Source organism: Streptomyces sp. NPDC041970, assembly GCF_055588985.1.
Window position 1 is genome coordinate 1 of record NZ_JBVJCD010000060.1, and the last position, 26,685, is coordinate 26,685.

A 26,685-nucleotide genomic window follows, 5' to 3' on the forward strand; every position below is an offset into this window, starting at 1 on the left:
TGCACAACCTCGCCCTCGCTGGATAGGCAAGTGGGCTGCACGGTGGCCAACCATGCTTGAGGCAACCAGAAGATCACTTACGGGACAGCCCTTAGCCGACATCCTCGGGGGGCTGGAACGGCATTGGTCACCTCTCCGGGTACAGGTCGGTACGATCGACCCAGGTGGGGGCGACGAAAATGTCGTCGTCGGCAGGGGCTTCTGAGGCTTCCAGCAGGGACCAGGTGCGGGACTCCTCAACCACGTGCTCCCAGGGCGCGGTCCAGTCGAGTTCCCAGCCCAGGGCGGGGCCGGAGACGCTGTATGTGCTGCCGGCTTCCACTCGCCAGAACTGGGAGTAGAGGATCACCTGAACGTGGTCGGCCAGGTCGTTGATGATTTCGGTGCAGTGGGTCGAGGGCCAGCCAGGGCGTCGTCCGCCGCGGTGGCGCGCAGGCTGCGAGCGGTGGGAGCATAGGTGTGCGTGCGCCGAGTTCGGTCAGCGCCCAGCGGATGCCGACAGACCCGGTCCAGTCCGGTTGGGTCGCCCGTTCCAGGCAGGAGTGGTAGGCGCGGCGCAAGGGCTCATCGGCGCCGTCGATCTCCAGGCTCGCCAGGGCCAAGCCGCCCATGCGCGGACGGTCGAGTTGTCGCTGTCCAGCAGGCCGACGAGAGCGGGGCCGCAACGGGGATCACCCACCTCCTCGAAGATCTCGACGGCGGTCAGCTGACCGAAGTCGCCGAGGGAAGGCGGGCCGTTGATGACACCGGGTATGGCGTCGGCGCCGATCCAGATCAGCTCCGCGCGGGCGTCGTAGGACTCGTCGGCCTTGCCGTCGAGCTGCTGGACGAGTGTCTCGATGTGGGAGGTCTTGACGCGGCGTGGTCCCGGCGCCAGAAGGTGGGGAGCCACCAGCAGAGCACCGAGTGGTCGTCGGGCCACGGGGCGCTGTCCTCGGCTGCCCAGTCCTCGAAGGAGCCCCGGGTCAGATCGATGGGGCGCCAGGCGGGGTCGAGCGACTCGTCTTCGGCCGACGGGCGAACGAACCGGCGACGGTGCTCGTCGCAGGCGCCGAAGTCCTGGTAGTTCCGCTGAGCCTCGATCAAGGAAACCTTGTTCGCCCCGCCTGCCATGGCTGGCCCGCGGAACTGGAGCCCGTCGTCCTCCCAGAAGCAGACGGGGCAGATCTCGTACGAGCCGGTGGAGCGGATCAGACGGGGCGCTGAGCGGATGCCTGAAGGTGCTCATGGAGGAAGGGGTCGTCGAGACGGGGGTCGATGACGCGCTCGCGTACGTCGGAGAGAAGCCAGCCCAGCAGCTCGGCAGCGGCGTCGTACTCGTCGTAGAAGCCCATGCGCAAGTCGGTGACCTCGTACTCGAACAGGACGTCGTGGACGAGGTCTGCCAGGTGTGCGTCGGCGGCCGGGTCGGTGGTCGCGGACCACGTGTTCAGCCAAGGGCGCAGGCTGTTGGTGGCCACGGTGATGAGGCTGAGGCAACGCCTGACGGGCACGGGGCTGGGGTGGGTGAGCAGCGTGCTCTGCCACCAGGCGGACCAGACGTTCCGCAGGGCCTCGGTCAGGGGCGCGTCCCAGGTGGTCCAGCCTGCCTGCACCAGGCGTGAGGCGATGAGCTCCTCGTCGACGTGGAGCCGGCCGGTGACGAGTGGACGCATGATGCGGGGGACGAGGCGGCGGTAGAGACGAGGGAAGTCCCCCCAGTGGTCCGGCACTTCCGCGGCGACCGAGGGGACCAGGTCGTCGGCTATGAGGTGCAGGGGTCCGGAGAGTGCGGCGAAGTCCTGCTCGCCGTAGCAGTGCGTGCACCCTGTGACGGGGAAGGGGCCTTCTGAGGCGAAGGCGCGGTCCAGGGCATCGAGAGCTGTCATGAGCTGCTCAGAGGGTGACATGAAGACCTGCCGGGGGACTCCGTCCGGGTGACCGGCGAAGATCGCAGGCTAGCAGGCCTCCGGCCGCCACCTCGTGCGAGTCCGCTGGTCCTTGCGCGCCACTGCTCTCGTCCGACGGAACCGACCGGGGCGTGCGACCGGGATGGCTGCCGAGTCCGCCAAGTGGCGGTGCGGCGGAGCGATGTTCAGACTGGGGAGAGCGCGATCCGGTCCGCGTACGCGCCGGATGGCGGGGTGCCGGGCTCGGCCGTCGGTGCGGGAGCGGACGGACAGACGAAGTGATCGTTCCCCCTTGGCAGCGGACCCCTTCTTGCCCATCGGCGCGGTTGGGGGCGGCGCGGTCGCGCGGTGGGCGCCGACCGTACGGTCGGGCCGTCGGTGTGCTGCCGTGCTCGACCTGCTGCCCGGTTGCGGTGCGGACGGTCTCGCGGGGTGCTCACGGGACGAGTGGAGGTGCGCGTGCCATGGAGCGGGGTGGCAACCCGGTCGGTCCTCGCAGGAACGACGAGATGAAGCACGAACTGGAGGGTTGTCTCCGGTCCGGTCACCCCACGCGTGTCGTGGAGGGCAACGACCGGAGCCTCCGGCGGACGACGACATCCGTGGCGACCTGAGCGGGCCGGCGCCCCCGCCCGGCGCGGGGCGCGACCGTGCCCGGGCGGACGCGGACAGGGAGGGGTTGCGCCTGGAATTGGCGCGCCACCTGGAGCGCGCCGTCTTCCCGGCCGACCGGCGGACGGTAGACCGGCGGACGGTAGACCGGCCGACGGTACTGGACGTCCTGCAGGCGCACCACGCGCCGGACGCCGCGCTGGAGGCCGCTCGGCGCCTGCCGGACAGGAGCGCGTACGCGAACGTCACCGAGGTCGTCGCCGCCATCGGCGGAGACGGTCGCCAGGCGGAGTGAGACATCGCCGGGTTTCGGACCGTCCGAGCTCGGCCGTCCGAACGGCCGCACCATGCGGCCCATCAAGAACAGCACCAGCAAGGCAGGACAGGACCATCAAGACACGACTGGTAGGAGACCACCATGGCGGACATCAGCCCGATCGACCTGCAGAAGGCGCTCAAGGGCGCCGACTACCCCGCCGCCCGAGACGACCTGGTGTCACTGGCCCAGGACAACGGCGCGGACCAGGCTCTCGTCACCAAGCTCGGTGACGTCTCGGCGGACCGGTTCGACGGGCCGAACGAGGTCCAGAAAGCCGTGTTCGACAACGAGTAGCGGGCCCGTACGTCAGAACCCGGACCACGACCACCCGGTGGGAGCCAGGGCGTACGGCCAGGTCGCGGTCGGCCGCCGCCGAGTCGGCTCCGACGACGACCAGGGATCCATGCCCGTACGCGGACGCCACATGGCAACCCGTCCGTCGAGCAAGCGCTTCAGTGACATCCATGCGAAGGAGCCGTACTGATGTCGAACCCTCAGCAACCCGAACTGCGGCGCAGTGACAAGGGGGCCGGTACGCCGCAGGACAGCCAGTCCCGAAAGGCGGCTCAGCCCGCCGGGGGCGGTGGACGCGCCCACGGCACGGACCGCGGAGGCAAGGGAGGGGGGAAGGGCGGCGGAACACCGCCGGAGCAGCGGCCCGACCACCCGGCCTGAGCCCGCGTAGTCCCGCACCCCGGCCACCCGGTGAGTCCGCGCCGTACGCGCACCCCGGCCTTCCGGCCCGCGCCGAGTCCCGTCCGTGAAGGGCACTGCCCGTCCGACCGGCCGTGCGCCGTACGGTGCGTCGCTCGGCGGCAGCGCGGCGGCCGGACGCGGTTGGGGTGTGCTCCATGACGGGTTCTCCGGGCTGTACGGGGACTGCCCCGCCGGAAACGCTGCGCTCGGGGCGGGTCAATATCTACGGCCGTGAACTGAGGGTTCGACGCGCGGCGCTGGGAATGTTTTTATCGCGACCGCCGGAGCGGAATTATTCACCCTACCTGAGCCGCTGTCACGTGCTACTGTTCATTTCAGTTGCAGTTGTGGTTCCCAAAACTTCGAGCGCTCGGCCGGTGTTTCTGCCCGCCGGAAGTGTTCTGTATTGCCGGTCGTTTTCCGGATGGGGCGTCATTGCGGCGACCCGGCATCCGCACGTCGCGGTTGCCGACGTACTGCCCCAAGGAGAACAGACATGGCGTCAGGCACTGTGAAGTGGTTCAACGCGGCCAAGGGCTTCGGCTTCATCGAGCAGGACGGCGACGGCGCCGACGTGTTCGCCCACTTCTCGAACATCGCCGCTCAGGGCTTCCGCGAGCTGCTCGAAGGCCAGAAGGTCACCTTCGACATCGCGCCGGGCCAGAAGGGCCCGTCGGCCGAGAACATCGTTCCCGCCTGACCCGTACTTCGTAGCTGGGGCCCGCATCCCTCGGGGTGCGGGCCCCAGCTACGGGCATTTTCCGCCGCCCCGGAGCGTCTTCTTCACGGGGGCCTCGCCCCGTCGGGGCCATGCCCCGCCCCGGCGTCCTGGACTGGCACGTCCGTAGGGCGACACCCATTTTTCGCCCGCGTCCCGCGTCCCGCTCCGAATTCACCGCGGGCCTGTTTTCTCTCGCATTTTCTTCGGCCCGTTCTCGGAATGTCCCGCGCTGCTTTTCCGCTGCGGAAATTCCTTGATGCGTGCCGTATCAAGGAAGGTTCTGCATGAACCCCGCACGCACGAACGACCGAACCTCCCGCAGTCGCATCGGCGGCCGTGCTCCCGGCTCCGATGGGGGTCGCGGCAGCCGCTCCGGTTCGCCCGCCCCGAGGCGTTCGGGCGGCCGGAGTCGGCGGCCCGCGGCGGTGCAGGGGGAGTTCGCGCTGCCGGAGACGGTCACCGCCGCCCTCCCTCCCGTCGAGGCGTTCGCCGACCTCGACATGCCCGCGCCCCTGCTGGCCGCGCTCGCCGCGCAAGGCGTCCGCGTCCCGTTCCCGATCCAGGGCGCGACCCTGCCCGACACCCTCGCCGGGCGCGACGCCCTGGGCCGCGGGCGCACCGGTTCCGGCAAGACCCTCGCCTTCGGCCTGGCCCTGCTGGCCCGTACCGCAGGACAGCGCGCCGAACCGCGGCGGCCCCTCGCCCTGGTCCTCGTACCGACACGGGAACTGGCGCAGCAGGTGACCGACGCACTCGCCCCCTACGCCCGCTCGGTCAGGTTGCGCCTGGCCACCGTCGTCGGCGGCGTGTCGATCGGCAGGCAGGTCAGTGCGCTGCGCGGTGGCGCCGAGGTCGTCGTCGCGACGCCGGGCCGCCTCAAGGACCTCATCGACCGCGGTGACTGCCTGCTGGACCAGGTCGCGACCACCGTCCTGGACGAGGCCGACCAGATGGCCGACATGGGCTTCATGCCCCAGGTCACCGCGCTCCTGGACCAGGTCCGGCCCGACGGCCAGCGGATGCTGTTCTCCGCCACCCTCGACCGGAACGTCGACCTCTTGGTACGCCGTTACCTCACCGACCCGGTCGTCCACTCCGTGGACCCCTCCGCGGGCGCGGTCACCACGATGGAGCACCACGTGCTGCGCGTCCACGGCGCCGACAAGCAGCGGACGACGACGTCCATCGCTGCCCGTGAGGGCCGGGTGATCATGTTCCTGGACACCAAGCGCGCGGTGGACCGGCTCACCCAGGAGCTGCTGGACAGCGGTGTCCGGGCCGCCGCCCTGCACGGCGGGAAGTCGCAGCCGCAGCGCACCCGGACGCTGGCGCAGTTCAAGACCGGGCACGTCACCGTGCTCGTCGCGACGAACGTGGCGGCGCGCGGCATCCACGTCGACGACCTGGACCTCGTCGTCAACGTCGACCCTCCGACCGACCACAAGGACTACCTCCACCGCGGCGGGCGCACCGCCCGCGCGGGGGAGTCCGGCAGCGTCGTCACCCTGGTCACCCCCGGCCAACGCCGCGACATGACCCGCCTCATGACCGCGGCCGGCATCGTGCCCGAGATCACCCAGGTCCGCTCGGGCGAGGACGCGCTCAGCCGGATCACCGGCGCCCGGACCCCGTCCGGCATCCCCGTGACCATCACGGCTCCGGTCACCGAACGGCGTCAGCGCGGTACGTCCGCACGCGGTCGGCGCAGCCCCGCCTCGGCGGCCGCCCGGCGTGGGGCCGTGCGGCAGTCCGCCTACGGCGCGGCCGCCTAGGGCGCGTCCGGCACATCTCGACCGGGTCCGCGGTGCCTGGCACGGCGCCTCGCGGCGTTGCCGAAACGCCCGAATCGCTCCGCGGTGAGGGCGTTCCAGCGCCTTGCGATGCACCGCACCGGACACCGCGGCCTGTCCGGCCCTGATCCGCCGGACACCCCCCAGCCCTCGCCGTCAGGCCCCGTGTCGTCCGGGCCGCCGGGCCCTCCCCCTTCGCTCTTCTCCCTGTGAGGCATCATGCGCTGTGTCATCGCCCGCTTCCCGTTCGACCTCACCAGAAGCGGCGTCCTGGATTCGATGAAGGGCGTCAAGCCCGAACAGGCCCTCGGCGAGACCGTGATCATCGGCCGCCGGACCTACCCCCTCAAGCAGGTCGGCCAGGTCATCACCCGGCAGGACCGCCGCGACTTCAGCGTCGGTGAGGTCTTCCGGGCCATGACGCAGCTCGGTTTCACCTGCCGTAACCTTCCGCAGGCCGCCGCGCCCACACGTGTCCTCGACCCGCTCGGGCGGGCTTCCGCGCTGATCGGGGCCGTCGGGGCCCCTGCGGCCGTCTGACCCCGGCGGGGCGGGTGCGGGCCGCCGTCGAAACGGCTGTGAGGGCCCGACCGGAGGACCGGGCGGGCCCTCACCGCTTATCGGGAGGCGGCCAGGGCTCCCGCACCCCCTGCCGCCGGACGGCTCCGGGGCCGGGCCGCCCGGTGAGGGCGGCCCCGTCGGCGGCCACCGCCCAGGACGTCCGGGGGCGGCACCACCCGCAGGGGCCGCGGGCCGAGGCGGGGATCGGGTATGCGGGGCGTTCCAGGTCGCTGTACTCCGCTGTACTCCGCAGCGCCCGGACGGGTGATGGACGCGCGCCGGTGAGGTCGGTGATCGGGAGCGACACGGGCCGGGTCCCGGCCTGCCGTCAAACCGGGTCGGGCCCGCGAGGAGCCGGGGCCCGGCCCGCGTCGAACCGGGTCCGGCCCGCCGCCCGCCGCCCGCCGCCCGGCGCCCGGCGCCCGGCGCCCGGAGGCGCGGAAGCGGCCCGGCCCCGTCCCGACGGGGGCCGCCGGCCCGCAGGGCGGGGCGCGCACGGCCCGCATCGCACGTACGAGGCCGGGGAACGGCCCGCATCGCACGTACAAGGCCGGGGGACGGCCCGTATCGGCAACGTGCGAGGTCGGGGGACGGCCCGTATCGGCAACGTGCGACGTCGGGGGAGGCCGCGAGCGTGACACACTCGCCTGGTCCGTCGGCGCATCTCGTGCCCGCCTCGGTCGCCGACCTCTTCGGCCCAGGACGGACCCCCGCGCAGCGTTTGCCGGTGCACGCCGCGGACACCGGAACATCCGAACAGACCAGTGTGGCTAGGAGCTTGTAATGGTGCGGATGAACCTGCGTGACAAGACCACGTCAAAGCCCGGACGAGTTCCCGGAAAGCCCCCCATGCCCCTGCTTGGCCGGGTCCTGGCCATGCTGGTGGCCTTCGCGGCGATGGTGGGATTCGCCGTGGTGCTGGCCCGGCTGACGCTGGAACCGTCCGCGGCCTCCGTGCCGTTGACGCACAGCAACCTGCGCCCCGGCGACTCCATCCGCGCCTACCTCGCCCAGCCCATGTCCCTGGACACGGTCAGGCAACTCGGCGGCAATATCGTGATGGGCGTGCCGTTCGGTGTGCTGTTGCCGGTGCTGGTGCCCCGCGCACGAGGGCTGGTCCGGGTGGCGGTGGCCACCGCCACCGTGATGCTCCTCGTGGAACTCGTCCAGGGAGCCCTGATCATCGGGCGCACCTTCGACATCGACGACGTTCTGCTCAACACCACCGGCGCTCTCATCGGTTACCTGCTGCTCGGCCTCTGGTTGGGCCGTGCGGTGCACCCCCGGCGCCGCCACTGGTGGCACCGGTCCGCCGACCGCCCGGCGACCGCCGACGACTCGGCGTGAACGAGCCCCGGCACCGGCCTTCGCCCCGGACGGGGCGTCAGGGAACGCGGTCCAGCGGTTCTCTCGCCCCGGACGGGGTGTTCGGGAGCCCTGTTCCGGGGCACCCGTCACGGGGTGAGCGGGAGCGACCGTGGCCGGCGGGCGGGCCGCTGGGCGCCGTCCGCCGCCGAGAGCGCACGGGCGGGACGTCGGGCGCCGGCTCGCCGCAATCCGACCGTGATCCGCCCGCGGAGGCTTTGCCGAACAGCGTTGGAGCCGGCCCTGTTCGGGCGAGGGACGACCAGGCCGTGCTGACCGAACCGACGACAGAGCAGAGTGGGACGGGCCGACGATGATCCATCCAGCCGACATCCGCGAATGGCGCGACCACAGCGTCATCGACCCCAAGGGCCGCAAGATCGGCGTACTCGAAGCCGTGTACGTGGACACCAGCAGCGACGCACCCGCCATGGCCACCGTCCGTATCGGCCTTCCCACCCGTCGCCAACTGGCCTTCGTGCCCCTCGACGAGGCGATCCTCGGACCGGGCTACGTCAGGGTCGCCTACGACAAGTCGCTGGTGAAGAAGGCGCCCACGCTCGGTATGGACGACATCCTGCCCGCGGAGGCGGAGGAGGCGGTCTTCCTGCACTACGGCCTGATCTACCAGCCGGGCGCGGGCGGCGAGCGGCAACTCGCGCGCCGCTGACCGTCCCGTTCATCCCGAAGGAGGTGTCCGCGTCATGGCCCTGTTCCTGTTCCTCGTGCTGGTCGCCGTCGTGCTGGGAATCGTCGGCGTGGTGGTGAAGGGGTTGGCCTACCTGCTGTTCATCGGCATCGTGGTGTTCGTGGCCGCTGTGGCCTTCATCGTGGTGCGCTGGACCCGGCGCACCGGCCGCCGCCCCATCCGGTGACGCCGGGCCCCGCCCCGTAGCACCGGACCGTGCGGGTCCCCGACCGCCACGGCCCTCGCCGGCTCCGCCCGGCCGCACCGCAGGCCCGTCACGCGGCGTCGGGCAGGTGACGGCAGCGGCCGTATCCGTCGTGCGGGGGAGGGCGGATACCGCTCGTTCCGGCGATCCGCCGGTGAGCGGAACGTTCCAGGATGGGTACGTTCCCGCCGGGCGCACCGAAGTCCCAGCGGCCATCATGGAGTTGGGGCACAGATGACGAACCGTCGCGCGGTCATGCTCGCGGTACCCGCGCTCACCCTGGTCTACGGCCTGCTCCGGATCGCGGACGGCATGGACGGCGAACGGGGCCCCGGCCCCGCCTGGACCCTCGGGCACCTGGCGTTCTGCGCGGCGCTGGTCCTCTTCGGGGTGGTGTTCCGCTGGTTGCGGTCGCTCGCCCCGTCCGGCGACCGTGTCGCGGCGGTGGCGCACTGGGCGGCCGGGGCCGGGGCCGCCGTCCTCCTGGTGCAGTTCGGGATCGACCTGGTGGCGGGCGCGGTGGCCGCGGACCACCGCTCGATGGCCCTCTTCACGGAACGGGTCGCGGACGTGCCCGGCGTGGCACCGGTCGTCTACGACGTCGGCCCGTACCTCTTCTACGCGGGGTTGCTCGCCCTCGTCGTGCGGTTGGCCGTCCTCCGGGTGGTCAGGCCGTGGACGGCGCTCCTCGTCCTCGCCGACCTGGTGATGCCGCTCGTCGACAAGGACCTGATCCCGGTCGGGGCACTGCTACTCTCCGTCTCCTTCGCGCGGATCGCGCGGGTGATGGAGTCGCGGGAGGCCGCCTCCGGCACGGCGGACGACCGCGGCACGGGGCGCCCGGCGGTGGCCGGTGCGCGGTGACGCGTATCGGCGAGCGGTGACCGGGGGAGCTGTGGCCTGGACAGGTGCGGGCGCGTGGGCGGACCGGATACGGGGGCGGCTGCGCGCCCTGCCCCCGCGCGTGGCCGACACCGGGCTCGCGGCCCTCGTGACCGCCGTCCAGCTCTGGCCGTTCGCCGCGCGGACCGGCGCGGACCGGCGCGGACCGGCGCGGGCCGGCGCGGACCGGCGGGAACGGCGCGGACGGCGGCCCGTGGAGCGGGTGGGGCCTCCTCGTCGTCGCCTCGCCCACCTCGCGCGAGACCGAGACCCTGCGCCTGCTCGCGCGCGGCCTCACCAATCCGGAGATCGCCGCGGCCATGGTCATCAGCGAGCACACCGTGAAGACGCACGTCAGCAACGTCCTCGCCGAGCTCGGCCTCCGCGACCGCATCCAGGCGGTCATCACCGCCTACGAGGCGGGCCTGACGGTGCCGGGCCGCCGGGACCCGGCGACCGGAGCCCCCGCCTCCACCAGGACGACCCCGGCCGCCCCGCTCCGGGGGGACGCCCGCAGACGCTGACCCCGTGTCGGTCCCCGTGTCACACCGTCAGCGGTACCGCGTGGATCTCGTCCGCCGTGTGGCCCGCGCGGTCGTGGACGCGTTGGACCGCGTCCGCCGAGGGGGCCGTCGACAGGCAGTAGACCGTGCCGGACTCCGGGTCCGCCCAAGCGCGCTCGAAGTGGACGCCCTCCTCCTTCTCGATGGCGGTGTCGGCCCGGTGGGCCTCCTCCAGTCGTTCCGCGGTGATGCCCTCCATGCCGTGGTGGACATCCATGTACGTGCCCATGGCTTCCGCACCTCCCGTGGTCGGGTCGTGCCCTTCTTCCATGCTCCACCCGATGCCGCGTCCGGGCTCGGTCAGCGGGGGGCGGAAGAAGGGCGCCGCTCGGTCCGTCACCGTCCCGCGCGGTCCGTCTCCACGCGCAGCTCGGCGATGCCCGCGGGCTTCTCCGGGTCCGCGGAGCGGAGGGCCACGCGGACCCGGCGGGCCGGGGCGGATGCCCGGTACGGGTGCCAGGTGCGGCCGTCGAGGGAGGTCTCCACGGTGTGCGCGGCGGGGGGCACGTCGCTCCAGCGCGGGGTGACGGAGGCGATCCGGCGCGGGCGGGCGCCCAGGTCGACGGTGAGGGCGCCCGTCGCGCCGTCCGGGGACCAGGCCGTCGCCGGGCTGCCGTCCACCGCCGCCTCCGCGTACAGGCCGGGTGTCGCGGACGTCGCCGTCACCGGGCGGCAGCGCGCCGCGTCCGTCGTCGGGGCCAGGTCGGGGCGGCGGGTGGGCAGGGTGAGCGTGTCGGACAGGCGGCGCGGGCCCCGCGCGGTGTGCACCGTGAACGGCGCGCCCCCGGTGAGGCGGACCGTGCTGGCGCGGGCGCCGATCTCGACCTCGTACGTCCGGCCCCGGTAGCGCAGGCCCCTCACCGTGACGCCCTCGTGCAGGTGCGGCGGGAGCAGCGGGTCCAGGCGCACCCCGTCCTCGCGGAGCCGCATCCCGGTCAGGCCGTGCGTGAACACCTGGAGGAACCCGCCCTTCCCGGTCAGGAAGTCGTCGGCGGGGAAGCCGGACAGCGGGTCCTCGGCGCCCGCCTTGTCGCCGCGCGCCTCGGAGAACAGGTCGTAGGGGCCGCGCATGAACGGGCGTACCGCGCGCTGGAGGTACGTGTACGTCGAGCAGCCCGGCTCCCCCGTCTCCGCCGCGACGATCGCGTGCACCGAGTCCGTCATCGCCGGGCCGTCCGGGTCGGTGCGGGCCGCGTAGTACTCGAGGGTGGCCGCCGCCGCGCCCGGCTCCATCGGCCACTCCAGCGGGTACGCCAGCAGCACCGCGTCCGCCTGCTTGATCGTCGAGCCGTTGTACCCGGCGTACTGGAGGAAGACCTTCCGCTCGGCGTCGTACGGGATGCGGAGCTGGTCCGCGACCTGGTTCCAGGCGGCGGGCGGGCGGTGGCCGAGGAGGCGGGCGGCGCGGGTGGCGTTGCGGAGGGCGGTGGCGGCGACCGCGTTGGTGAAGACCCCGTCGTCGACGCCGTTGCTGTACTCGTCCGGGCCCGCCACGTTCCTGACGGAGTAGCTGCCGTCCGCGTTCGCCGTCGCGCGCGAGCGCCAGAAGTCCGCGATGCCCTTCAGCAGCGGCCAGCCCCGTCCGGCCAGCCAGTCGCGGTCGCCGGTGGCCAGGTAGTACTGCCAGACGGCGAGCGAGACGTCGCCCTGGAGGTGGTTCTGGGTGAGGCAGTGCGGCGGCTCCCAGCTATGGCACTCGGAGTCCAGCCGGCCCCGGCTCGCGCTGGTCCAGGGGTAGAACAGCCCCTCGTGGCCGAGCTTCTCGGCGTTCGCGCGGGCGGCGCCGCGGGTCCGGTAGCGGTACTCGACGACCGAGCGGGCCAGCTCCGGGCGGGTGGCGAGCAGTCCGGGGAACATCCACGTCTCGGCGTCCCAGAACACCATGCCCGCGTAGTTGTCGCTGGTCAGGCCGGCCGGGGCGATGCTGTCCGAGGAGTCGCGCCGGGTGTTCGCGAGCAGCCCGTACTGGGTGGAGCGCAGCCAGCCCTGGAGTTCGGGGCGGCCGGGGACCAGGACGTCGGAGGACCACGCCTCGCGCCAGGCCGCCTCGTTGGCCGCGAAGACCCGGTCCCAGCCGCGCCGCGCCGCCCGGTGCGCGGCCTCGCGGGCGTCCCCGGCGGGGTCGCGCGAGGTGAGCGCGGTGTCGACGCCGACGTACTTCTCGAAGGTGTACGTCCGGCCCGCGCGCACCGGCGTCGCGCTCGGGGGCGCGGGGGAGGCGTGCCCCAGCGTCTCGACGACCCCGGAGCCGCGCCGCATCGTCTGGGCGACCGCCCCCTCGATCCCGGTGCCGAGCGTCCGGAACGTGCCGTCCTCGCGGAGCGTGATCCGGCGTGCGCCCCGCTCGTCGAGCCGGCCGGCGACGGTTGCCGTGCCGCTCCAGTGCGGGGTCATCCGCAGGCGTACGGCTCCGGTGTGCACGTCGGAGCGGTCGGCCAGCACCTCGTGGACGAGGTCGGTGGCCCGGCCGTCGGCGGTCGTCCAGCGCAGCGAGGTGCGGACGAGGCCGCACCCGAGGAAGACCGTCTGCCGGTAGTGCGAGATCCGGCCGGCGGGGGTGTCCGCGCCGAAGGTCTCCGCGCCGACGGCCACGTCGATCGTGGTCCAGCTCGGCAGCGCCGCGATCACCTCGCGGCCCTCGGCGACGGCCGGGTCGCGGGCGTAGAGCCCGGAGACGAACGCGCCGTCGTAGCGCGGGGTGTAGAGCGGCCAGCCGGTCTTCTCGCCGGTCGCCGCGTAGCCCGCGCCGGTGGCGGGGACGCGGTGGCCGAGGTAGCCGTTGCCCACGTACGGGTCGTAGCCCTCGGCCTCGCCGAAGCGGGTGGACGTCGGCGCCCACGAGGGGTCCGGTGCGGCGCCGCCCTGACCGTCCGTCCGGCCGCACGCGGGCACGGCGGGGGGCGATCCGGTCCGGGCGGTCGAGGCCGGTGCGGCGGGGGAGCCGACCGCGTGGGCGAGGGGCGGGAGCGGGGCGATCATGGCGGCCGCGACCAGGGCGGCGAGGGCGGAGTTGCGGGAGAGGCTCACGGGACGACGGTAGGGAGGCGGGCGCACCGCCGGTGGGCGCGGCACGCGTACGCCCCGAACCGTCCCGGACCGGGCGGGGCGCTGCCCGCCGGATGGAGCAGGGGCGCGGGGCGCGGGGCGGGGCGCGCCCTCCGCCCCCGTCCGCGTGACGCCCGCGCCCTCGTGCCGTCCCGGACCGGTGGAGCAGGGCGGGGGAGGAGCGCGGGTCGAGCCTTCCGCCCCGCGTCCGCGTGACGCCCGCGCCCCCGTACGGTCCCGGACCGGTGGAGCAGCGCGGGGGAGGAGCACAAGCCGCGCCCCGCCCCGCGTACGCATGACGCCCGCGCCCCCGTACCGCCCCGGACCGGCGGAGCAGCGCGGGGAGGAACACGAGCTGGCTCCCCCCGCCCCGCGTCCGCGTGACGCCCGCGCCCCCGTACCGCCCCGGACCGGCGGAGCAGGGCGGGGGAGGAGCGCGGGTCGAGCCTTCCGCCCCCCGTCCGCATGACGCCCGCGCCACCCCCTGCCCCCGCGCACCACCACCCCCGCCGCGCGCTCCCCCACACAGGCGAGCCCCTGCCGTCTTCCCGTAACGCCCCGTGAATTGCCCCGCTCCCCGGCGCGCTCCGAGCGCACGCCCGCGTGCGGTGGTGCGCGCCGACGGCTCGGAGGCCCCGGCGGGTCGGGGCGTGCCAGGTCAGGGCGGTGGCGCCGGGGCGGTGTGCGGGCGCCGAGTGGTGGCGGGCGTCGGGCGTGGCGGCATGTCGGGCGTATGGCAGGTGAATGGCGTGCGTATGGCGGGGCTCAACGCACCCTTGTGGGTTTGCCATGGATCGGTCAATCTTTCGCTGGCAGCAGGGCGTGCCGGGCACGGGCGGCGCAGAAAACGTGGCGTTCGTACCGCTGATTTGTCATGCCCCTGTCGTAGCTTGCGCGACCCGGCACCACCCCCCACCAGCGCACCGCCTATGAGGAGGACCCCTCACATGTCAGTGATGCGTCACACCCCGCACGCACGTCGAAGACTCGCCTCGGCCACCGTCATCGCCACCGCCGCCGCCATCGCGCTCTCCACCGCCGCCCTCCCGGCGATCGCGGCCGAGCGTGCCCCCGAAGGCGTGATCGAGAACGCGGGCGCTCCCGGCGCCATCAGTGACAGCTACATCGTCACGCTGAAGGAGTCGGCCGCGAAGTCGGACTCCGCGAAGGGCAAGGCGCTCGCGACGAAGTACGGGGCGACCATCGAGCGGACCTACCGGGCGGCCCTCAACGGCTACGCGGTCGAGGCCTCCGCCGAGCAGGCCCGGAAGTTCGCCGCCGACCCGGCCGTCGCCTCCGTCTCGCAGAACCGCACCTTCACGATCTCCGCCACCCAGACCAACCCGCCCTCCTGGGGCCTGGACCGGATCGACCAGCGCAGCCTCCCGCTGGACCAGCGCTACACCTACCCGGACAAGGCCGGTGAGGGCGTCACCGCCTACGTCATCGACACCGGGGTGCGGATCAGCCACAGCGACTTCGGCGGCCGGGCGTTCAACGGCTACGACGCCATCGACAACGACAACGTCGCGCAGGACGGCAACGGCCACGGCACCCACGTGGCCGGCACCGTCGCGGGCACCGCCTACGGGGTCGCCAAGAAGGCGAAGATCGTCGGCGTCCGGGTGCTGAACAACAGCGGTTCGGGCACCACCGCGCAGGTCGTCGCGGGCATCGACTGGGTGACGGCCAACGCCGTCAAGCCGGCCGTCGCCAACATGAGCCTGGGCGGCGGCGCGGACTCGGTGCTCGACGCCGCCGTGCGCCGGGCCGTCGCGGCCGGCATCACCTTCGCCGTCGCGGCGGGCAACGAGTCGACCAACGCCTCCACCAAGTCCCCGGCGCGGGTCGCCGAGGCCATCACGGTCGGCTCGACGACCAACACGGACGCCCGCTCCAGCTTCTCCAACTACGGCACCGTCGTGGACATCTTCGCGCCCGGCTCCTCGATCACGTCGGCGTGGAACACGGGCGACAGCGCCACGAACACGATCTCCGGCACGTCGATGGCCAGCCCGCACGTCGCCGGCGCGGCCGCCCTCCACCTCGCGGACAACCCGGGCGCGACCCCGGCGCAGGTCTCCGCCGCCCTCGTCGCGGCCGCCACCAGCGGGGTCGTCACCAACCCCGGCACCGGCTCGCCGAACAAGCTGCTGTACGTGGGACCGGGCGGCACCACCCCGCCCCCCGGCAAGAAGTTCGAGAACACCACCGGGTACGCGATCAACGACAACGCCACCGTCGAGTCGCCGATCACCGTCTCCGGGATCGCCGGCAACGCCCCGGCCGCGCTGAGCGTCCCGGTCGACATCTCCCACACGTACGTCGGTGACCTGAAGATCGACCTCGTCGCGCCCAACGGCACGGTCTTCAACCTGAAGGCGTACGGCACCGGCGGCAGCGCCGACAACGTGGTGACCACGTACACGGTCGACGCGTCCTCCGTCGCCGCCGACGGCACCTGGAAGCTGCGGGTCAACGACAACGCGCAGGCCGACACCGGCCGGATCAACAGTTGGGCGCTGCAGTTCTGACCGGACGGCGGCGCCGGTGAGCCGCGCCGCGGGTCCGACCGGACGGCGGCGCCGGTGAACCACAGCGCAGGGAAAGAGGTCGGGGCGGCCGCGACACGCGACCGCCCCGACCTCCGTCCCGTCAGCGCCGGTTGAGTCCGCGGTCGACGGCGGTGATCAGCTCGCCGTCCTCCGTGTCCCCGTCCAGCGACCAGAACATGGCCCCGCCGAGCCCGTTGTCACGGACGTACCGGGCCTTGGTGCGCAGCACCTGCGGGTCGTCGTACGTCCACAGCGAGGTGCCGTCGAACAGCCACGCGTGACCGTTCCGCGTGTCGCGGTGGATCTTGTACGTGCCCGAGTCGGCCAGCTTCTTGAGGGCCTTGTAGTCCTCGTAGCCGTCCGCGTACGTCGCCGGCGCCGGGCCCGTGGCGGGCTGGCCCATGCCGTCGCCGCCACCGCTCACCCCGGTCCAGCCCTGACCGTAGAACGGCATCCCCACCACGAGCTTGTGCTTCGGGGCGCCGCGCCGGACCCAGTCGCGGACGGTCCGGTCCACGCTGAAGTCGTCGCGCGCGCGGAGCGCCGACTGCTGGGCGGTCTTCTTCTCGCCCGAGACGTGGTAGTCGTACCCCTGCAGGTTGACGAAGTCGAAGTCCCGCATGATCCGCTTGACGTCGAAGCCCGCGTCGATCGCCTTCGGGTTCGCCGGGACGTACGCCGACAGGTCGTAGTGCTTGGGCTTCGGCTTGCCGTGCCCGTGCCCCTTGCCCTGCCCGGACGCGGCCGCGCTCCTGGCGTAGGCGTCGAGCTGGGTGCGGAACTCGTGGATCAGGGCGGTGAAGTTCTTCTTGTCCTCCGGGCGGAAGACGGTGCCCGTGTTCGCCTCGGAGCCGGGCCACTCCCAGTCGACGTCGATGCCGTCGAAGAGGCCGGCCGCCGCGCCCGCGCCGCCGCGCGCCCCGTCCACGGGGAGGTTGCCCTTGATGTACAGGTCGACGCAGGAGGCGACGAGCGCCTTGCGGGCGGCGGCGGTGCGCACGGAGTCGGAGAAGTGGGTGGACCAGCTCCAGCCGCCGAGCGAGATCATGACCTTGAGGCCGGGGTGCTTGGCCTTCAGCTCGCGCAACTGGTTGAAGCTGCCCGCGAGCCGCTGGGTGTCGGTGTCGGCGACCCCGTCCACCGATCCCGCCGCGTCGAACGGACGGGCGTAGTCCGCCCAGGCGTCGGCCTGGCCGGGGACGTTGCCGGTGAAGCACTTGCCCTCGGCGCTGATGTTGCCGAAGGCGTAGTTGATGTGCGTCAGCTTGGCGGCGGTCCCGCTGGTGTCCAGGTCCTTGACCTGGAAGTCGCGCCCGTAGACGCCCCACTGGGTGAAGTAGCCGATGCTCTTGGGGGCCGCTCGGTGATGGCTCTTGCCGCGTTCGCCGCCGTCGGCCGGGCCCCGGTCCGAGCTGGCGGTGGCGGCGGGCGCCACTCCTGCCAGCAGGGCCAGGGCGACGCCGGCGATGGTCATTCGGGACAGGTCTCTGCGACGCATGGGGCTCGTTCCTGTACGTGATCAGGCGGGGAGGGGTGGAGAGCCGTGCTGTGCAGTGGAAGGTATTGGTCTGGACCAAAAATGGTCAAGAGTACGGGAGTCGGGGAAAATCCCGCACGGCCCCGACCAGCGGTTTCGGGGCGAAAGATGCCCGCGCGCTCACTGGCGCTCACGCGTGATCCATGCATGTACCACCCCAACGTCATCACATTGAGTGAAACGGTGGCCCATGCTTGCGGCGTACAACCCACGGTTGTCAGGCTGTCGCACACTGTCAACCTGTTGGGAGTGGCCTGTGACTTTCGGTGAGCAGCCCGCCTATCTGCGCGTGGCGAGCGATCTCAGGGAGAAGATCGTCAACGGCGCGCTGCCGCCTCATACGCGCCTGCCGTCGCAGGCCCGCATCCGCGAGGAGTACGGGGTCTCGGACACCGTCGCCCTGGAGGCGCGCAAGGTCCTGATGGCCGAGGGGCTGGTCGAGGGGCGCTCCGGTTCGGGGACGTACGTGCGCGAGCGCCCGGTCCCCCGCCTGATCGCCCGCTCCGGCTACCGGCCGGACAAGGGGGCCAGCCCGTTCCGGCAGGAGCAGACGGCCGAGGGGGCGCGCGGCACGTGGGAGTCCCGCAGCGAGCAGGAGGGCGCGAGCCTCGAAACCGCCGAGCGGCTGGGCATCGAGCCGGGCGACCGCGTGATGCGCACCCATTACGTCTTCCGGGAGGCGGGCGAGCCGATGATGCTCTCCACCTCCTGGGAACCGCTCGCGGTGACCGGGCGGACCCCGGTGATGCTCCCGGAGGAGGGGCCGTTGGGCGGTTGCGGGGTCGTCGAACGGATGGCCGCGATCGACGTCGTCGTGGACAACGTCGCCGAGGAGGTCGGCGCGCGGCCGGGGTTGGCGGAGGAGCTGCTGGCGCTCGGCGGGGTGCCCGGCCACGTGGTCATCGTGATCGCGCGGACGTACTACGCCTCGGGCCGGGCCGTCGAGACCGCCGACGTCGTGGTCCCGGCCGACCGCTACCGGGTCGCCTACCACTTGCCGGTCAGATGAGGTGACGCGCCGTCGGGCCGCGCCGCGGGCGACGGCCGGGGTGAGCAGGACAGGAGGGGGCGCATCGCGAGGATGCGCCCCCTTTCGCGATGGCCGGATGCGTATCTCTTTGTGCAAAGCCGCCTGCGCAGCGTGAAGGTCAGGCGTACGCTCGGGCATATGCGCACTGCGGTTTCCTGGTCATCCGAAGAGACGTGCACGCCGGTGGGGAGAGAGGCGCTATGCGGGGGAGCAACACGATGAGCGACAGCGGCGCCGTGCTGCCGTGGCTGGTGATACGGCAGGACGACAGCGGCAATCGCTACCGCGTCGGCAGGTACGCCACGCAGGCCGAGGCCCAGGAGGTCGCCGACGGCCTCCACGACCGCCGCCACCAGCAGGTCTACCGCGTGGAGCGGGTGGGCCAGGGGCCCCGCCCCTGATCCGGCGCGCCTGATCGGGCGGGCCGCGTCCGGCGCGTCCCGCCCCTGACGCGGCGGGGCGGGGCCCGTCTCCGCCGGGCTGGGCTTCCCGCGCCCCGTGCGCCCCGCGCCGTGTGCGCCTGCGGGCGCCCCCGTGCCGCTCGCGCCGGGGGCGCTGAGGTGGTGCGCCCCGCGCGCGGCGGCGCGGTGGCGCGTGCTCCGGTCGCGGGGGCGCGCGCCCCGGCACCCCGAGTTCCGCTTGTCGCCCGCCGGGGCGGTAGGGTCCCGCCCGGCCCGGAGTGCCGGGATCGCCGGAGTGCGGGAAGTGGGACGGAGCGGTGGCGGTGCTGATCGACACGGTGGCGTGGGTGCGGATCGAGGGCGGGAGGATCCTCTGCGCGCGCCCGCGCGGGAAGGACGTCTTCTACATCCCCGGCGGCAAGCGCGAAGGGGTGGAGAGCGACCTGGAGACCCTGCTGCGCGAGGTCGAGGAGGAGCTGACGGTCGGCCTGATCCCGGAGACCGTCGTGCACGCCGGGACGTACGAGGCCCCCGTCGACGAGGCGGCCGGCGCCGCCGTGGTCCGGATGAGCTGCTACTACGGGGACTACCGGGGCGACCTCGCCGCGAGCAGCGAGATCGAGGAGGTCGCGTGGTTCTCCTACGCCGACCGGCCTCTCGTGCCGCCCGTGGACCAGTTGCTCTTCGACGACCTCAACGCGGCGGGCGAGCTGGTCTGAGGCGCACGGCGCGAGCGGGGCCGGGGGCGCGCGGAGGCCGTGCGCCGCTGCCGCGTTCCGTCCCGCCGGGCGGCCCGCGCCGCGCCCAACCCCCGCCGTACCCGTCAGCGCCGTGCTCCGACCGTGGCCCCGCCGCGCCTCGGGGGCGCGTGCCCGCGCTCCGGGGCGCGGCGGGGGCTCGGGGGCGCGTGGTTGCGGGGCGCGGTTCTCCGGGGCGTACGCCCGTACGCACCAAACGCCTGGTTGCGCGATAACGAACAACCGAAGGTGGGTATGGGCTGTTTAGTCCCTGTTTGCACGCGGGGCCGACCGTGTCCGCCCCTGGGAAGTGATCGGCGTGATCGATACCGAAGGCGTCTGCGCCGAGTGGACCTTCCCGGCCGAACCGGGCTCGGTGCGCAGCGCCCGCCACGCCGTCCGGGACGCGCTGGGCTGCTGGGGGCTCGATACGGCGGTCGGCGACATGACCGTGCTGCTCGTCAGCGAGCTGGTGACCAACTCCCTGCGCTACACCCCCGGCCCCATCGGCGTACGCCTGGTCCGGGCGCTTCCCGGCGCCTTCGGCGGCGGGCCCGACGGGCTGACCGGGGACTTCGCGGCGGACCTCCGGATCGACGGACGCAGGCCCACCACAGCGGGGCTGTTGGTGGAAGTGTCCGATCCGCTCCCCGATCCCCCCACCGAACGCTGTGCCGGACCCGACGACGAGGGCGGCCGGGGATTGCAGCTCGTGGCCTGTTCCGCGCGCCGCTGGGGGACCCGGCGGGGGAAGAGCGGCAAGACGGTGTGGTTCGAGCTGGCTCTTCCCGGCTAGGGTCTTTGGTCCGGGTCGGACCGGACCCCGCGAGCCCGGCAGGGTGCGCACGCGAGGCCCCGGTTCGAGTCGGCCGGTTGGGTTCGAGCCGGGTCTCCCTGGTTAGGAGTGGGGAGGGACGCACAGCGATCACAGGGGTCGGGCAGAACCTGGCTGAAAAGGACTGAGACCGTGCTGTGATCGTGAACGCCGTGTCGGTCGGGGCCGTAGTGCTGAATACTGCGGGGCAGGACCGGTCCGGTGTGTGAGCTGGAGGGGACGGTCGCGTGAGCGAGATACCTGGGACAACGGGCGGCGTCGTGTGGCAGAGCAGCCCACCCGGCTCGATCTACGACTACATCAGGGCCGCCTCCTTCTCGATCGGCCCGGACGGTCTGATCGAGCAGTGGAGCAGCCGGGCCGCCGGTCTGTTCGGCATGGCCTCCGACGAGGCGGTCGGCCGCGACCCGGTCGAGGCCTTCATCCCCGCCGAGCTGCGCACGGTCGGCCGCCGCCGGGTCGGGGAGATCCTGGACGGCAGGGAGTGGACCGGCCTGGTCCCGTTCCGGGCGCCCGGCGAGGACGAGGCCCACGGGGTCGCCGAGGTCTTCGTGATGCCGAGCCTGACGGCGAGCGGGGAGCGGGGAGCGCTCTGCATCGTCGTGGACGTCAAGGCGTTGCGCCGTATCGAGACCGACATCGCCGCCTCCCAGGCTATTTTCGGCCAATCACCTTTCGGTTTCGTGCTGTTCGGCACGGACTTCACCGTCGTACGGGCCAACCAGCGCTTCGCCACCGTCTTCGGCGGCGCGGCCGACGACCACCGGGGCCGCACCGTCGCGGACTACCTGCCCCGGCCCGAGGCCGACCGGCTGGCCGCCGCGCTCAAGCGCGTCCTGGAGACCGGCGAGTCGGTCACCGACCTCCGGATCGTCGGCACCGCCCCCGGCGGCGTCGAGCGCCGCCACTGGGCCATGAACCTCTACCGGGTGCACAGCGGCGCCGGCCGCCCCGTCGGGATAGCCGGGCTGGCCACCGACGTCACCCGCCGCCACATCGCCGCCCGCGAGGCGGCCAGCGCCCGCCGCAACCTGGCCCTCCTCAACGAGGCCGGCGCCCGCATCGGCAACTCCCTCGACCTGGAGACCACCGCCCGCGCACTGCTCGACGTGGCCGTCCCCGGCTTCTGCGACCTGGCCGCCGTCGACCTCTACCAGGGCCTGCTCACCGGCGAGGAGGCCGCGCCCGGCCGGTGGGCGCCCCCGCACCGCGAGTCCGCCGGGGGCTCGGCCGAGCTGCGCCGGGTGGCCCATGCCAGCGCCGTGGCCGACGCACCGCCCACCGCCGTGGCGGGCGCCGGGGCGGTGGGCCCGGACGACGTGCCGCCGGTGCTGGGCTCCGTCCACCGCTTCCCGTTCGGCTCGCCCCGCGCCGCCGCGCTCCGCTCCGGACGGGTCGAGGAGGTCCCCGGCGACGAGACGGGCTTCATCCAGTCGACGCTGGCCGTGCCGATGGTCGCGCACGACACCGTCGTGGGCCTCGTCCAGTTCGCCCGTACGAAGGGCAGCGAGCCCTTCGGGAAGCGGGACCGGGCGCTCGCCACCGAGCTGGCCGCCCGCGCCGCCGTCTGCATCGACAACGCCCGCCTCTACCGCCGCGAGCACGAGCGCGCCCTGATCCTCCAGCGCAGCCTGCTGCCGCCCGGCGACCCCGAGGCGGCCGGACTCGACATCGCCTGCCGCTACCTGCCCGGCAACGCCGCCACCGAGGTCGGGGGCGACTGGTTCGACGTGATCGAGCTGCCCGGCCACCGCACCGCCCTGGTCGTCGGGGACGTGATGGGCCGCGGGCTGCGGGCCGCCGTCGCCATGGGCGAACTGCGCACCGCCGTACGCACCCTCGCCCTCCTGGACCTGGAACCGGCCGAGGTGCTCTCCGCCCTGGACGAGGTCGCGCGCGGGCTCGGCTCCCCGAGCGGCGGCGAGCGCACCGCGGGCCTCGGCGGCAGCGGGGGAGCGCAGTGGCCCTCCCGCGCGGCGCAGAAGTCCCGCGAGGCGGACGTCTCCGACGTGTACCTGGCCACCTGCGTGTACGCGGTCTACGACCCGGTCACCCGGCGCTGTACGTTCGCCAACGCCGGCCACCTCCCCCCGGCGGTGGCCGAGCCGGGGCTGCCCGCCCGGCTCATCGACGTACCGCCGGGGATGCCGCTGGGCGTCGGCGGCGAGCCGTTCGAGGAGGTCGAGGTCGAGCTGGCCGAGAACACCCTGCTCACCCTCTACACCGACGGCCTGGTCGCCTCGCGGGAACAGACCCTGGACGAGGGGCTGGAGGGGCTGAGGACCGTGCTGACCGGCCCGCAGATGCCCCTGGAGGACGCCTGCGACCACGTCCTGAACACCCTGGAGACCCGGCACGGCGAGGACGACATCGCCCTGCTGATGGCCCGCATCCAGGGGCTGCCGGGGGAGGCCGTGGGGGACTGGCGGCTGCCGCGCGAGCCCCGCTCGGTCGGGCGCGCCCGCGAGCTGGCCCGCTCCCAGTTGCTCGCCTGGGACCTCGACGACCTGGTGGACACCACCGAGCTACTGGTCAGCGAGCTGGTCACCAACGCCCTGCGCTACGGCGAGGGCGAGGTGCGGCTGAGGCTGCTGCGCGACCGCACCCTGGTCTGCGAGGTGTGGGACGCCGGGCTCGTGCAGCCCCGCCGCCGCCGCGCCCGCGACACCGACGAGGGCGGGCGGGGGCTCCAACTGGTCGGAATGCTCAGCACCGCGTGGGGTTCGCGCCGCACCCCGCGCGGCAAGACGGTCTGGTTCGAACTGGCCCTCCCGGACGGGAGCGCCGCCGCCGAACTCTCCGTGGACCAGCTCCTCAGCATGTACTGAGCCCCGCGCACCCGACCACGTACATCGGCTGATCGTATGAAAAGCGACGGCCGTGCGCGTGTGCGGAGCGGTACGGACCGCCCGCCGTCGTCCCATGGGGCGGATGCGGCGCATCCCCGGAGCCGGGTCCGGGGGAGCACGGCCGTCCGAGGTCCGGAGGTGGCGCGTGGCAGACCCCCATCTGTCGGTCGTCGTGCCGTGCTTCAACGAGGCCGAGGTGATCGAGTCCTTCCACGCCGCCCTGCTCGCCGTCCTGGACCCGCTCGGCCCCGCCTTCGAGGTCTGCTACGTGGACGACGGCAGCAGCGACCGGACCCGCCCCCTGCTGAGCGCCCTCGCCGCCCGCGACCCGCGCGTCCACTACACCGCCTTCAGCCGCAACTTCGGCAAGGAGGCCGCCATGCTCGCCGGACTCCGCATGGCGCGCGGCGCCGCCGTGGTGATCATGGACGCCGACCTCCAGCACCCGCCCGAGCTGATCCCCCGGATGCTCGAACTCCACCGCCACGGCTACGACCAGGTCATCCCGCGCCGCGACCGCTCCGGCGAGGGCGTGCTGCGCAGCACCCTCAGCCACGCCTACTACGCCCTCGTCCGGCGCTGCATGGACGTCGAACTCATCGACGGCTCCGGGGACTTCCGCCTGCTGTCCCGGCGGGCGGTGGAGAGCGTGCTGTCCCTGCCCGAGAGCAACCGCTTCTCCAAGGGGATCTTCTCCTGGATCGGCTTCGACACCGTCAGCTTCCGCTACCGCAACGGCCGGCGCGCGGCCGGGCAGTCGAAGTGGGGCGGCAGACGGCTGCTCAACTACGGCATCGACGGCCTGCTCTCCTTCAACAACCGGCCGCTGCGCCTCGCCATCTACACCGGCTTCTGGGTCTTCGTCTCCGCCCTGGCCTACGCGCTGTGGACCGTCGGGACCGTCGTACTGCACGGGGCGAGGACCCCCGGTTACGCCACCCTGCTCACCGCCGTCGTCGCGCTCAGCGGCATCCAACTGGTCACGCTCGGCGTCATCGGCGAGTACGTGGGCCGCATCTACCACGAGGCGAAGCACCGCCCGCCCTACGTCGTACGGGAGACCGACGCGACCCGCCGCGCCCTGCCGGACCGGCCGCAGCCGCCACCGCCCCAGCTCACCGGCGGCCCCGCACCCGCGCCCGCCCCCGACCGCGCCCGCACGGCCCGGCAGTTCGGCAGCTTCGTCCTCGTCGGCTGCGTGAACACCGCCGTCTACCTCGGGGTCTACGCCTCGCTCAACCGGTGGGTCCCCTACCTCACCGCCCACGTGCTGGGGTACGCGGTCGGCGTCGTCTGCTCGTTCCTGCTCAACTCCTACGTCACCTGCCGCACCCGGCCCACCTGGCACGCCTTCTGGCGCTATCCGCTCTCCACCCTCGTCAACCTCGTCGCCTCCGGGGCCCTGCTCTACGGGGCGGTCAGCGGGCTCGGCATGGACAAGAACCTCGCCGCCCTCGCCGCCGGCGTCCTCGTCACCCCCGTCTCCTTCCTGCTGGCCCGCTGGGCGATCACCTCGGGCCGCACCGCCGCCGCGACGGCGGGCGGCCCCGGCCTCCCCGTCGAACCGCTGCCCGGAGAGCCCGTGCGCGCGCCCCTGCCCACCCGCTCGCCCCAGGACCGGTGACGCGATGGCCGACCACGCGCCCGAGACCGCCGCCCCGCGCCGCCCGGACGACGAGCGCGGCCCGCGGGGGGCGCCCCGGCCCGCGCCCCGGCCCCGGACCGCCCTGTGGGTGGGCGCCCTCGCCGTCCCGCCGCTCGCGCTGCTCTCCGCCGCCGCGTGGGCCGGACGGCGGGTGCGGCCGAGCGCGGACGACTGGTGCTTCCTGCCCGCCGTCCGGGACGACGGCATCACGGGCCTGGTCGGCCGGTTCTACCTCGACGACAACGGCCGCGTCGCCAACGCCCTGCTCGTCGGCGCGTACGCGAAGTTCCAGGTCGCGGGCCACCAGTGGTTCCCCCTGGTCAGCGGGGGCCTGGTGCTCGCGGTCCTGTGGACGGCGGTCGTCGTGGCGCTGCGCCGGGCCGGGCTCACGACCCCGCGCGGGCTGCCGCTGCTGCTCGCCGCCACGGTCACCGCGCTGTTCCTGTTCGCCACGCCCAACACGTACAAGACGTTCTACTGGCCCGCCGCCTCCGTCTCGCACACCCTCCCGCCCGTCCTGGCCTGCGCCGCCGTGATCCCGCCGCTGCTCGCCCGCTCGCGGCGGGGGCGGACGGCCGCGCTCGCCGTCGCGGTGCTCACGGCCGCCTTCCTCGCCACGCTGTCCGAGGAGACGGCGATCGTCGTGGCGGTGGTGCTGGGGACCGTGCTCCTGCTGAGCGGCCGCGTCCCCCGCGCGGAGCGGGCCTTCGTCCGCCTCTGGTGCGCCGGGGGGATCGCCGGCACGGCGGCCGGGGCGCTGGTCCTGATCACCTCGCCCGGCTCCACCCGCCGCCGGGAGCGGTTCGGGGCGGAGACCGCCTCCCTGCTCGCCCCGGACTCGCTCGCCGCCTCGCTGCGCGGCTTCGCCGAGATCACCGCCACCGTCGCCACCACCTGGCAGTACGCCGGCGCGGTCGCGGCGGGCGCGCTGCTGGGGCTGCTGTGCGACCGGACGGACGGCACGACCCCCCGCCCGCCCGCGCACTGGCCCCTGTCGGCCTGCGCCGGGGTGCTCGCGCTGCTCGTCTCCGGCTACCTGTGCACGGTCATCGCCTACCCGGTCTTCCGGGACCGGGTCAGCGACCCCGGCGCCAACCGCCTGTGGAACGACTACCTCCTGCTGTACGTGCTCCTGCTCGTCGGCGCCGGCACGCTGCTCGGCCTCGCCGCCCGCCGCACCGCCCGCCGCACCGGCACGGTGAAGGCCGGGTGCGCGGCCGTCTGCCTCCTCGCCTGCTTCGGCCCGGCCGTGTCCCTGACCCACCTGGACGCCGCCATGCGGGCACGGGCCGAGCGATGGGACGCCCAGGACCGCCGCCTGCGCGCGGAAGCGGCCGCCGGAGCCCGCGTGCTCCCGTACGAACGCCTCGTCGTCAGCGGCATGTTGGAGCCGTTCAGCCAGGGAGGCCGCGCCTACTGGCCCGGCGGGTGCGTCGCCGACTTCTACGGCCTCGAACGGGTCACCGACGGGGCACGGAACCGCTGAGGGGGGCCGGTCGGTGGGCCTGCGCGGGCGGTCCACGGTGCGTCCATGTTCACGCTGGCCGGGGACTTCGCCGCGTACCGCCGTCGGCGACTGCCGTTCTGGACGGACCGGGCGCCGGACCCGGTGGACGAGGACGAGGCCCGGTGGACGAGGACGAGGAGAGTTGCACATTGCGGTCGCACGGCCGCCCGCGTCGGAGGAGCACGCCGCTCGCTCTGCGGGCGGGCGGCCGGCCCGCCGCACCGCCCCTCGTTCGCGCCGAGCCGGTCCACGT

Annotated in this window: 23 protein-coding genes and 2 pseudogenes; 18 read left to right on the forward strand and 7 right to left on the reverse strand. The window is 73.5% G+C overall.

Annotated elements, in window-relative coordinates; translation table 11 throughout:
- Nucleotides 1-127: 127 nt before the first annotated feature.
- The 4 genes and pseudogenes from ACZ6EJ_RS23365 to ACZ6EJ_RS23380 form a co-directional block, all read right to left on the reverse strand.
- Complete coding sequence (locus tag ACZ6EJ_RS23365; RefSeq protein WP_469269729.1) at nucleotides 128-349, reverse strand: hypothetical protein; 222 nt, start codon at nucleotides 347-349, stop codon at nucleotides 128-130.
- A 129-nt stretch (nucleotides 350-478) separates the two neighbouring features.
- On the reverse strand, nucleotides 479-922 hold the full coding sequence (locus ACZ6EJ_RS23370) for a hypothetical protein (protein ID WP_469269731.1): 444 nt from the start codon (nucleotides 920-922) through the stop codon (nucleotides 479-481).
- 89 nt (nucleotides 923-1,011) lie between these two features.
- Nucleotides 1,012-1,212 (reverse strand): annotated as a pseudogene (locus tag ACZ6EJ_RS23375) (CPCC family cysteine-rich protein); the annotation flags it as partial.
- A complete protein-coding gene (locus ACZ6EJ_RS23380; protein ID WP_469269732.1) occupies nucleotides 1,191-1,889 on the reverse strand; it encodes a hypothetical protein in 699 nt (232 codons plus the stop codon). The pseudogene ACZ6EJ_RS23375 and the gene ACZ6EJ_RS23380, both read right to left, overlap by 22 nt.
- Before the next feature lie 679 nt (nucleotides 1,890-2,568).
- Between ACZ6EJ_RS23380 and ACZ6EJ_RS23385 the strand changes: the two genes are divergently transcribed.
- The 10 genes and pseudogenes from ACZ6EJ_RS23385 to ACZ6EJ_RS23430 form a co-directional block, all read left to right on the forward strand.
- Nucleotides 2,569-2,796 carry a DUF2795 domain-containing protein gene (locus tag ACZ6EJ_RS23385; protein ID WP_469269733.1) on the forward strand — a complete coding sequence of 76 codons (228 nt, stop codon included), beginning with the start codon at nucleotides 2,569-2,571 and terminating at the stop codon, nucleotides 2,794-2,796.
- Nucleotides 2,797-2,919: 123 nt separating this feature from the next.
- Entirely contained in the window at nucleotides 2,920-3,114 is a 195-nt protein-coding gene (locus tag ACZ6EJ_RS23390) for a DUF2795 domain-containing protein (protein ID WP_469269734.1), read from the forward strand.
- An 898-nt stretch (nucleotides 3,115-4,012) separates the two neighbouring features.
- On the forward strand, nucleotides 4,013-4,216 hold the full coding sequence (locus ACZ6EJ_RS23395) for a cold-shock protein (protein ID WP_469269735.1): 204 nt from the start codon (nucleotides 4,013-4,015) through the stop codon (nucleotides 4,214-4,216).
- A 305-nt stretch (nucleotides 4,217-4,521) separates the two neighbouring features.
- On the forward strand, nucleotides 4,522-6,009 hold the full coding sequence (locus tag ACZ6EJ_RS23400; protein ID WP_469269737.1) for a DEAD/DEAH box helicase: 1,488 nt from the start codon (nucleotides 4,522-4,524) through the stop codon (nucleotides 6,007-6,009).
- Nucleotides 6,010-6,246: 237 nt separating this feature from the next.
- Nucleotides 6,247-6,567 (forward strand): SCO5918 family protein, encoded by a 321-nt coding sequence (locus tag ACZ6EJ_RS23405; protein ID WP_469269739.1) that lies wholly within the window; start codon nucleotides 6,247-6,249, stop codon nucleotides 6,565-6,567.
- 870 nt (nucleotides 6,568-7,437) lie between these two features.
- The gene (locus ACZ6EJ_RS23410; protein WP_469269740.1) at nucleotides 7,438-7,935 is read left to right on the forward strand and encodes a VanZ family protein; all 498 of its coding nucleotides are present in this window, start codon (nucleotides 7,438-7,440) and stop codon (nucleotides 7,933-7,935) included.
- Nucleotides 7,936-8,266: 331 nt separating this feature from the next.
- Nucleotides 8,267-8,623: a PRC-barrel domain-containing protein gene (locus ACZ6EJ_RS23415; protein WP_469269741.1), complete on the forward strand. Its 357-nt coding sequence runs from the start codon at nucleotides 8,267-8,269 to the stop codon at nucleotides 8,621-8,623.
- A 34-nt stretch (nucleotides 8,624-8,657) separates the two neighbouring features.
- The gene (locus tag ACZ6EJ_RS23420) at nucleotides 8,658-8,828 is read left to right on the forward strand and encodes a hypothetical protein (protein WP_469269743.1); all 171 of its coding nucleotides are present in this window, start codon (nucleotides 8,658-8,660) and stop codon (nucleotides 8,826-8,828) included.
- 252 nt (nucleotides 8,829-9,080) lie between these two features.
- Nucleotides 9,081-9,710, forward strand: a complete 630-nt coding sequence (locus ACZ6EJ_RS23425; protein ID WP_469269744.1) for a hypothetical protein — start codon at nucleotides 9,081-9,083, stop codon at nucleotides 9,708-9,710.
- Nucleotides 9,711-9,979: 269 nt separating this feature from the next.
- A pseudogene (locus tag ACZ6EJ_RS23430) lies at nucleotides 9,980-10,252 on the forward strand (response regulator transcription factor); the annotation flags it as partial.
- A gap of 19 nt (nucleotides 10,253-10,271) precedes the next feature.
- Here the strand turns inward: ACZ6EJ_RS23430 and ACZ6EJ_RS23435 are convergent.
- Both ACZ6EJ_RS23435 and ACZ6EJ_RS23440 read right to left on the reverse strand, forming a co-directional pair.
- Nucleotides 10,272-10,520, reverse strand: coding sequence for an SCO4226 family nickel-binding protein (locus ACZ6EJ_RS23435; protein WP_469269745.1), 249 nt, complete (start codon nucleotides 10,518-10,520; stop codon nucleotides 10,272-10,274).
- Between the two features lie 107 nt (nucleotides 10,521-10,627).
- Nucleotides 10,628-13,318: a discoidin domain-containing protein gene (locus tag ACZ6EJ_RS23440; RefSeq protein ID WP_469269747.1), complete on the reverse strand. Its 2,691-nt coding sequence runs from the start codon at nucleotides 13,316-13,318 to the stop codon at nucleotides 10,628-10,630.
- Nucleotides 13,319-14,283: 965 nt separating this feature from the next.
- Here ACZ6EJ_RS23440 and ACZ6EJ_RS23445 point away from each other — a divergent pair.
- Entirely contained in the window at nucleotides 14,284-15,870 is a 1,587-nt protein-coding gene (locus tag ACZ6EJ_RS23445; protein WP_469269748.1) for a S8 family peptidase, read from the forward strand.
- A 121-nt stretch (nucleotides 15,871-15,991) separates the two neighbouring features.
- Here ACZ6EJ_RS23445 and ACZ6EJ_RS23450 read toward each other — a convergent pair whose 3' ends face one another.
- Nucleotides 15,992-17,389 carry a glycoside hydrolase family 18 protein gene (locus ACZ6EJ_RS23450; protein WP_469269750.1) on the reverse strand — a complete coding sequence of 466 codons (1,398 nt, stop codon included), beginning with the start codon at nucleotides 17,387-17,389 and terminating at the stop codon, nucleotides 15,992-15,994.
- 295 nt (nucleotides 17,390-17,684) lie between these two features.
- Between ACZ6EJ_RS23450 and ACZ6EJ_RS23455 the strand changes: the two genes are divergently transcribed.
- The 7 genes from ACZ6EJ_RS23455 (at nucleotide 17,685) to ACZ6EJ_RS23485 (ending at nucleotide 26,411) form a co-directional block, all read left to right on the forward strand.
- Nucleotides 17,685-18,437, forward strand: a complete 753-nt coding sequence (locus ACZ6EJ_RS23455) for a GntR family transcriptional regulator (protein ID WP_469269751.1) — start codon at nucleotides 17,685-17,687, stop codon at nucleotides 18,435-18,437.
- A gap of 221 nt (nucleotides 18,438-18,658) precedes the next feature.
- Nucleotides 18,659-18,859, forward strand: coding sequence for an SPOR domain-containing protein (locus tag ACZ6EJ_RS23460; protein ID WP_469269753.1), 201 nt, complete (start codon nucleotides 18,659-18,661; stop codon nucleotides 18,857-18,859).
- Nucleotides 18,860-19,176: 317 nt separating this feature from the next.
- On the forward strand, nucleotides 19,177-19,578 hold the full coding sequence (locus tag ACZ6EJ_RS23465) for an NUDIX hydrolase (protein ID WP_469269755.1): 402 nt from the start codon (nucleotides 19,177-19,179) through the stop codon (nucleotides 19,576-19,578).
- A gap of 328 nt (nucleotides 19,579-19,906) precedes the next feature.
- Nucleotides 19,907-20,392, forward strand: coding sequence for an ATP-binding protein (locus ACZ6EJ_RS23470; protein ID WP_469269756.1), 486 nt, complete (start codon nucleotides 19,907-19,909; stop codon nucleotides 20,390-20,392).
- A gap of 299 nt (nucleotides 20,393-20,691) precedes the next feature.
- Entirely contained in the window at nucleotides 20,692-23,259 is a 2,568-nt protein-coding gene (locus tag ACZ6EJ_RS23475) for a SpoIIE family protein phosphatase (RefSeq protein ID WP_469269773.1), read from the forward strand.
- 166 nt (nucleotides 23,260-23,425) lie between these two features.
- Nucleotides 23,426-24,904 carry a glycosyltransferase gene (locus ACZ6EJ_RS23480; protein ID WP_469269758.1) on the forward strand — a complete coding sequence of 493 codons (1,479 nt, stop codon included), beginning with the start codon at nucleotides 23,426-23,428 and terminating at the stop codon, nucleotides 24,902-24,904.
- Nucleotides 24,905-24,908: 4 nt separating this feature from the next.
- Nucleotides 24,909-26,411 carry a DUF6056 family protein gene (locus tag ACZ6EJ_RS23485; RefSeq protein ID WP_469269760.1) on the forward strand — a complete coding sequence of 501 codons (1,503 nt, stop codon included), beginning with the start codon at nucleotides 24,909-24,911 and terminating at the stop codon, nucleotides 26,409-26,411.
- Nucleotides 26,412-26,685 lie beyond the last annotated feature (274 nt).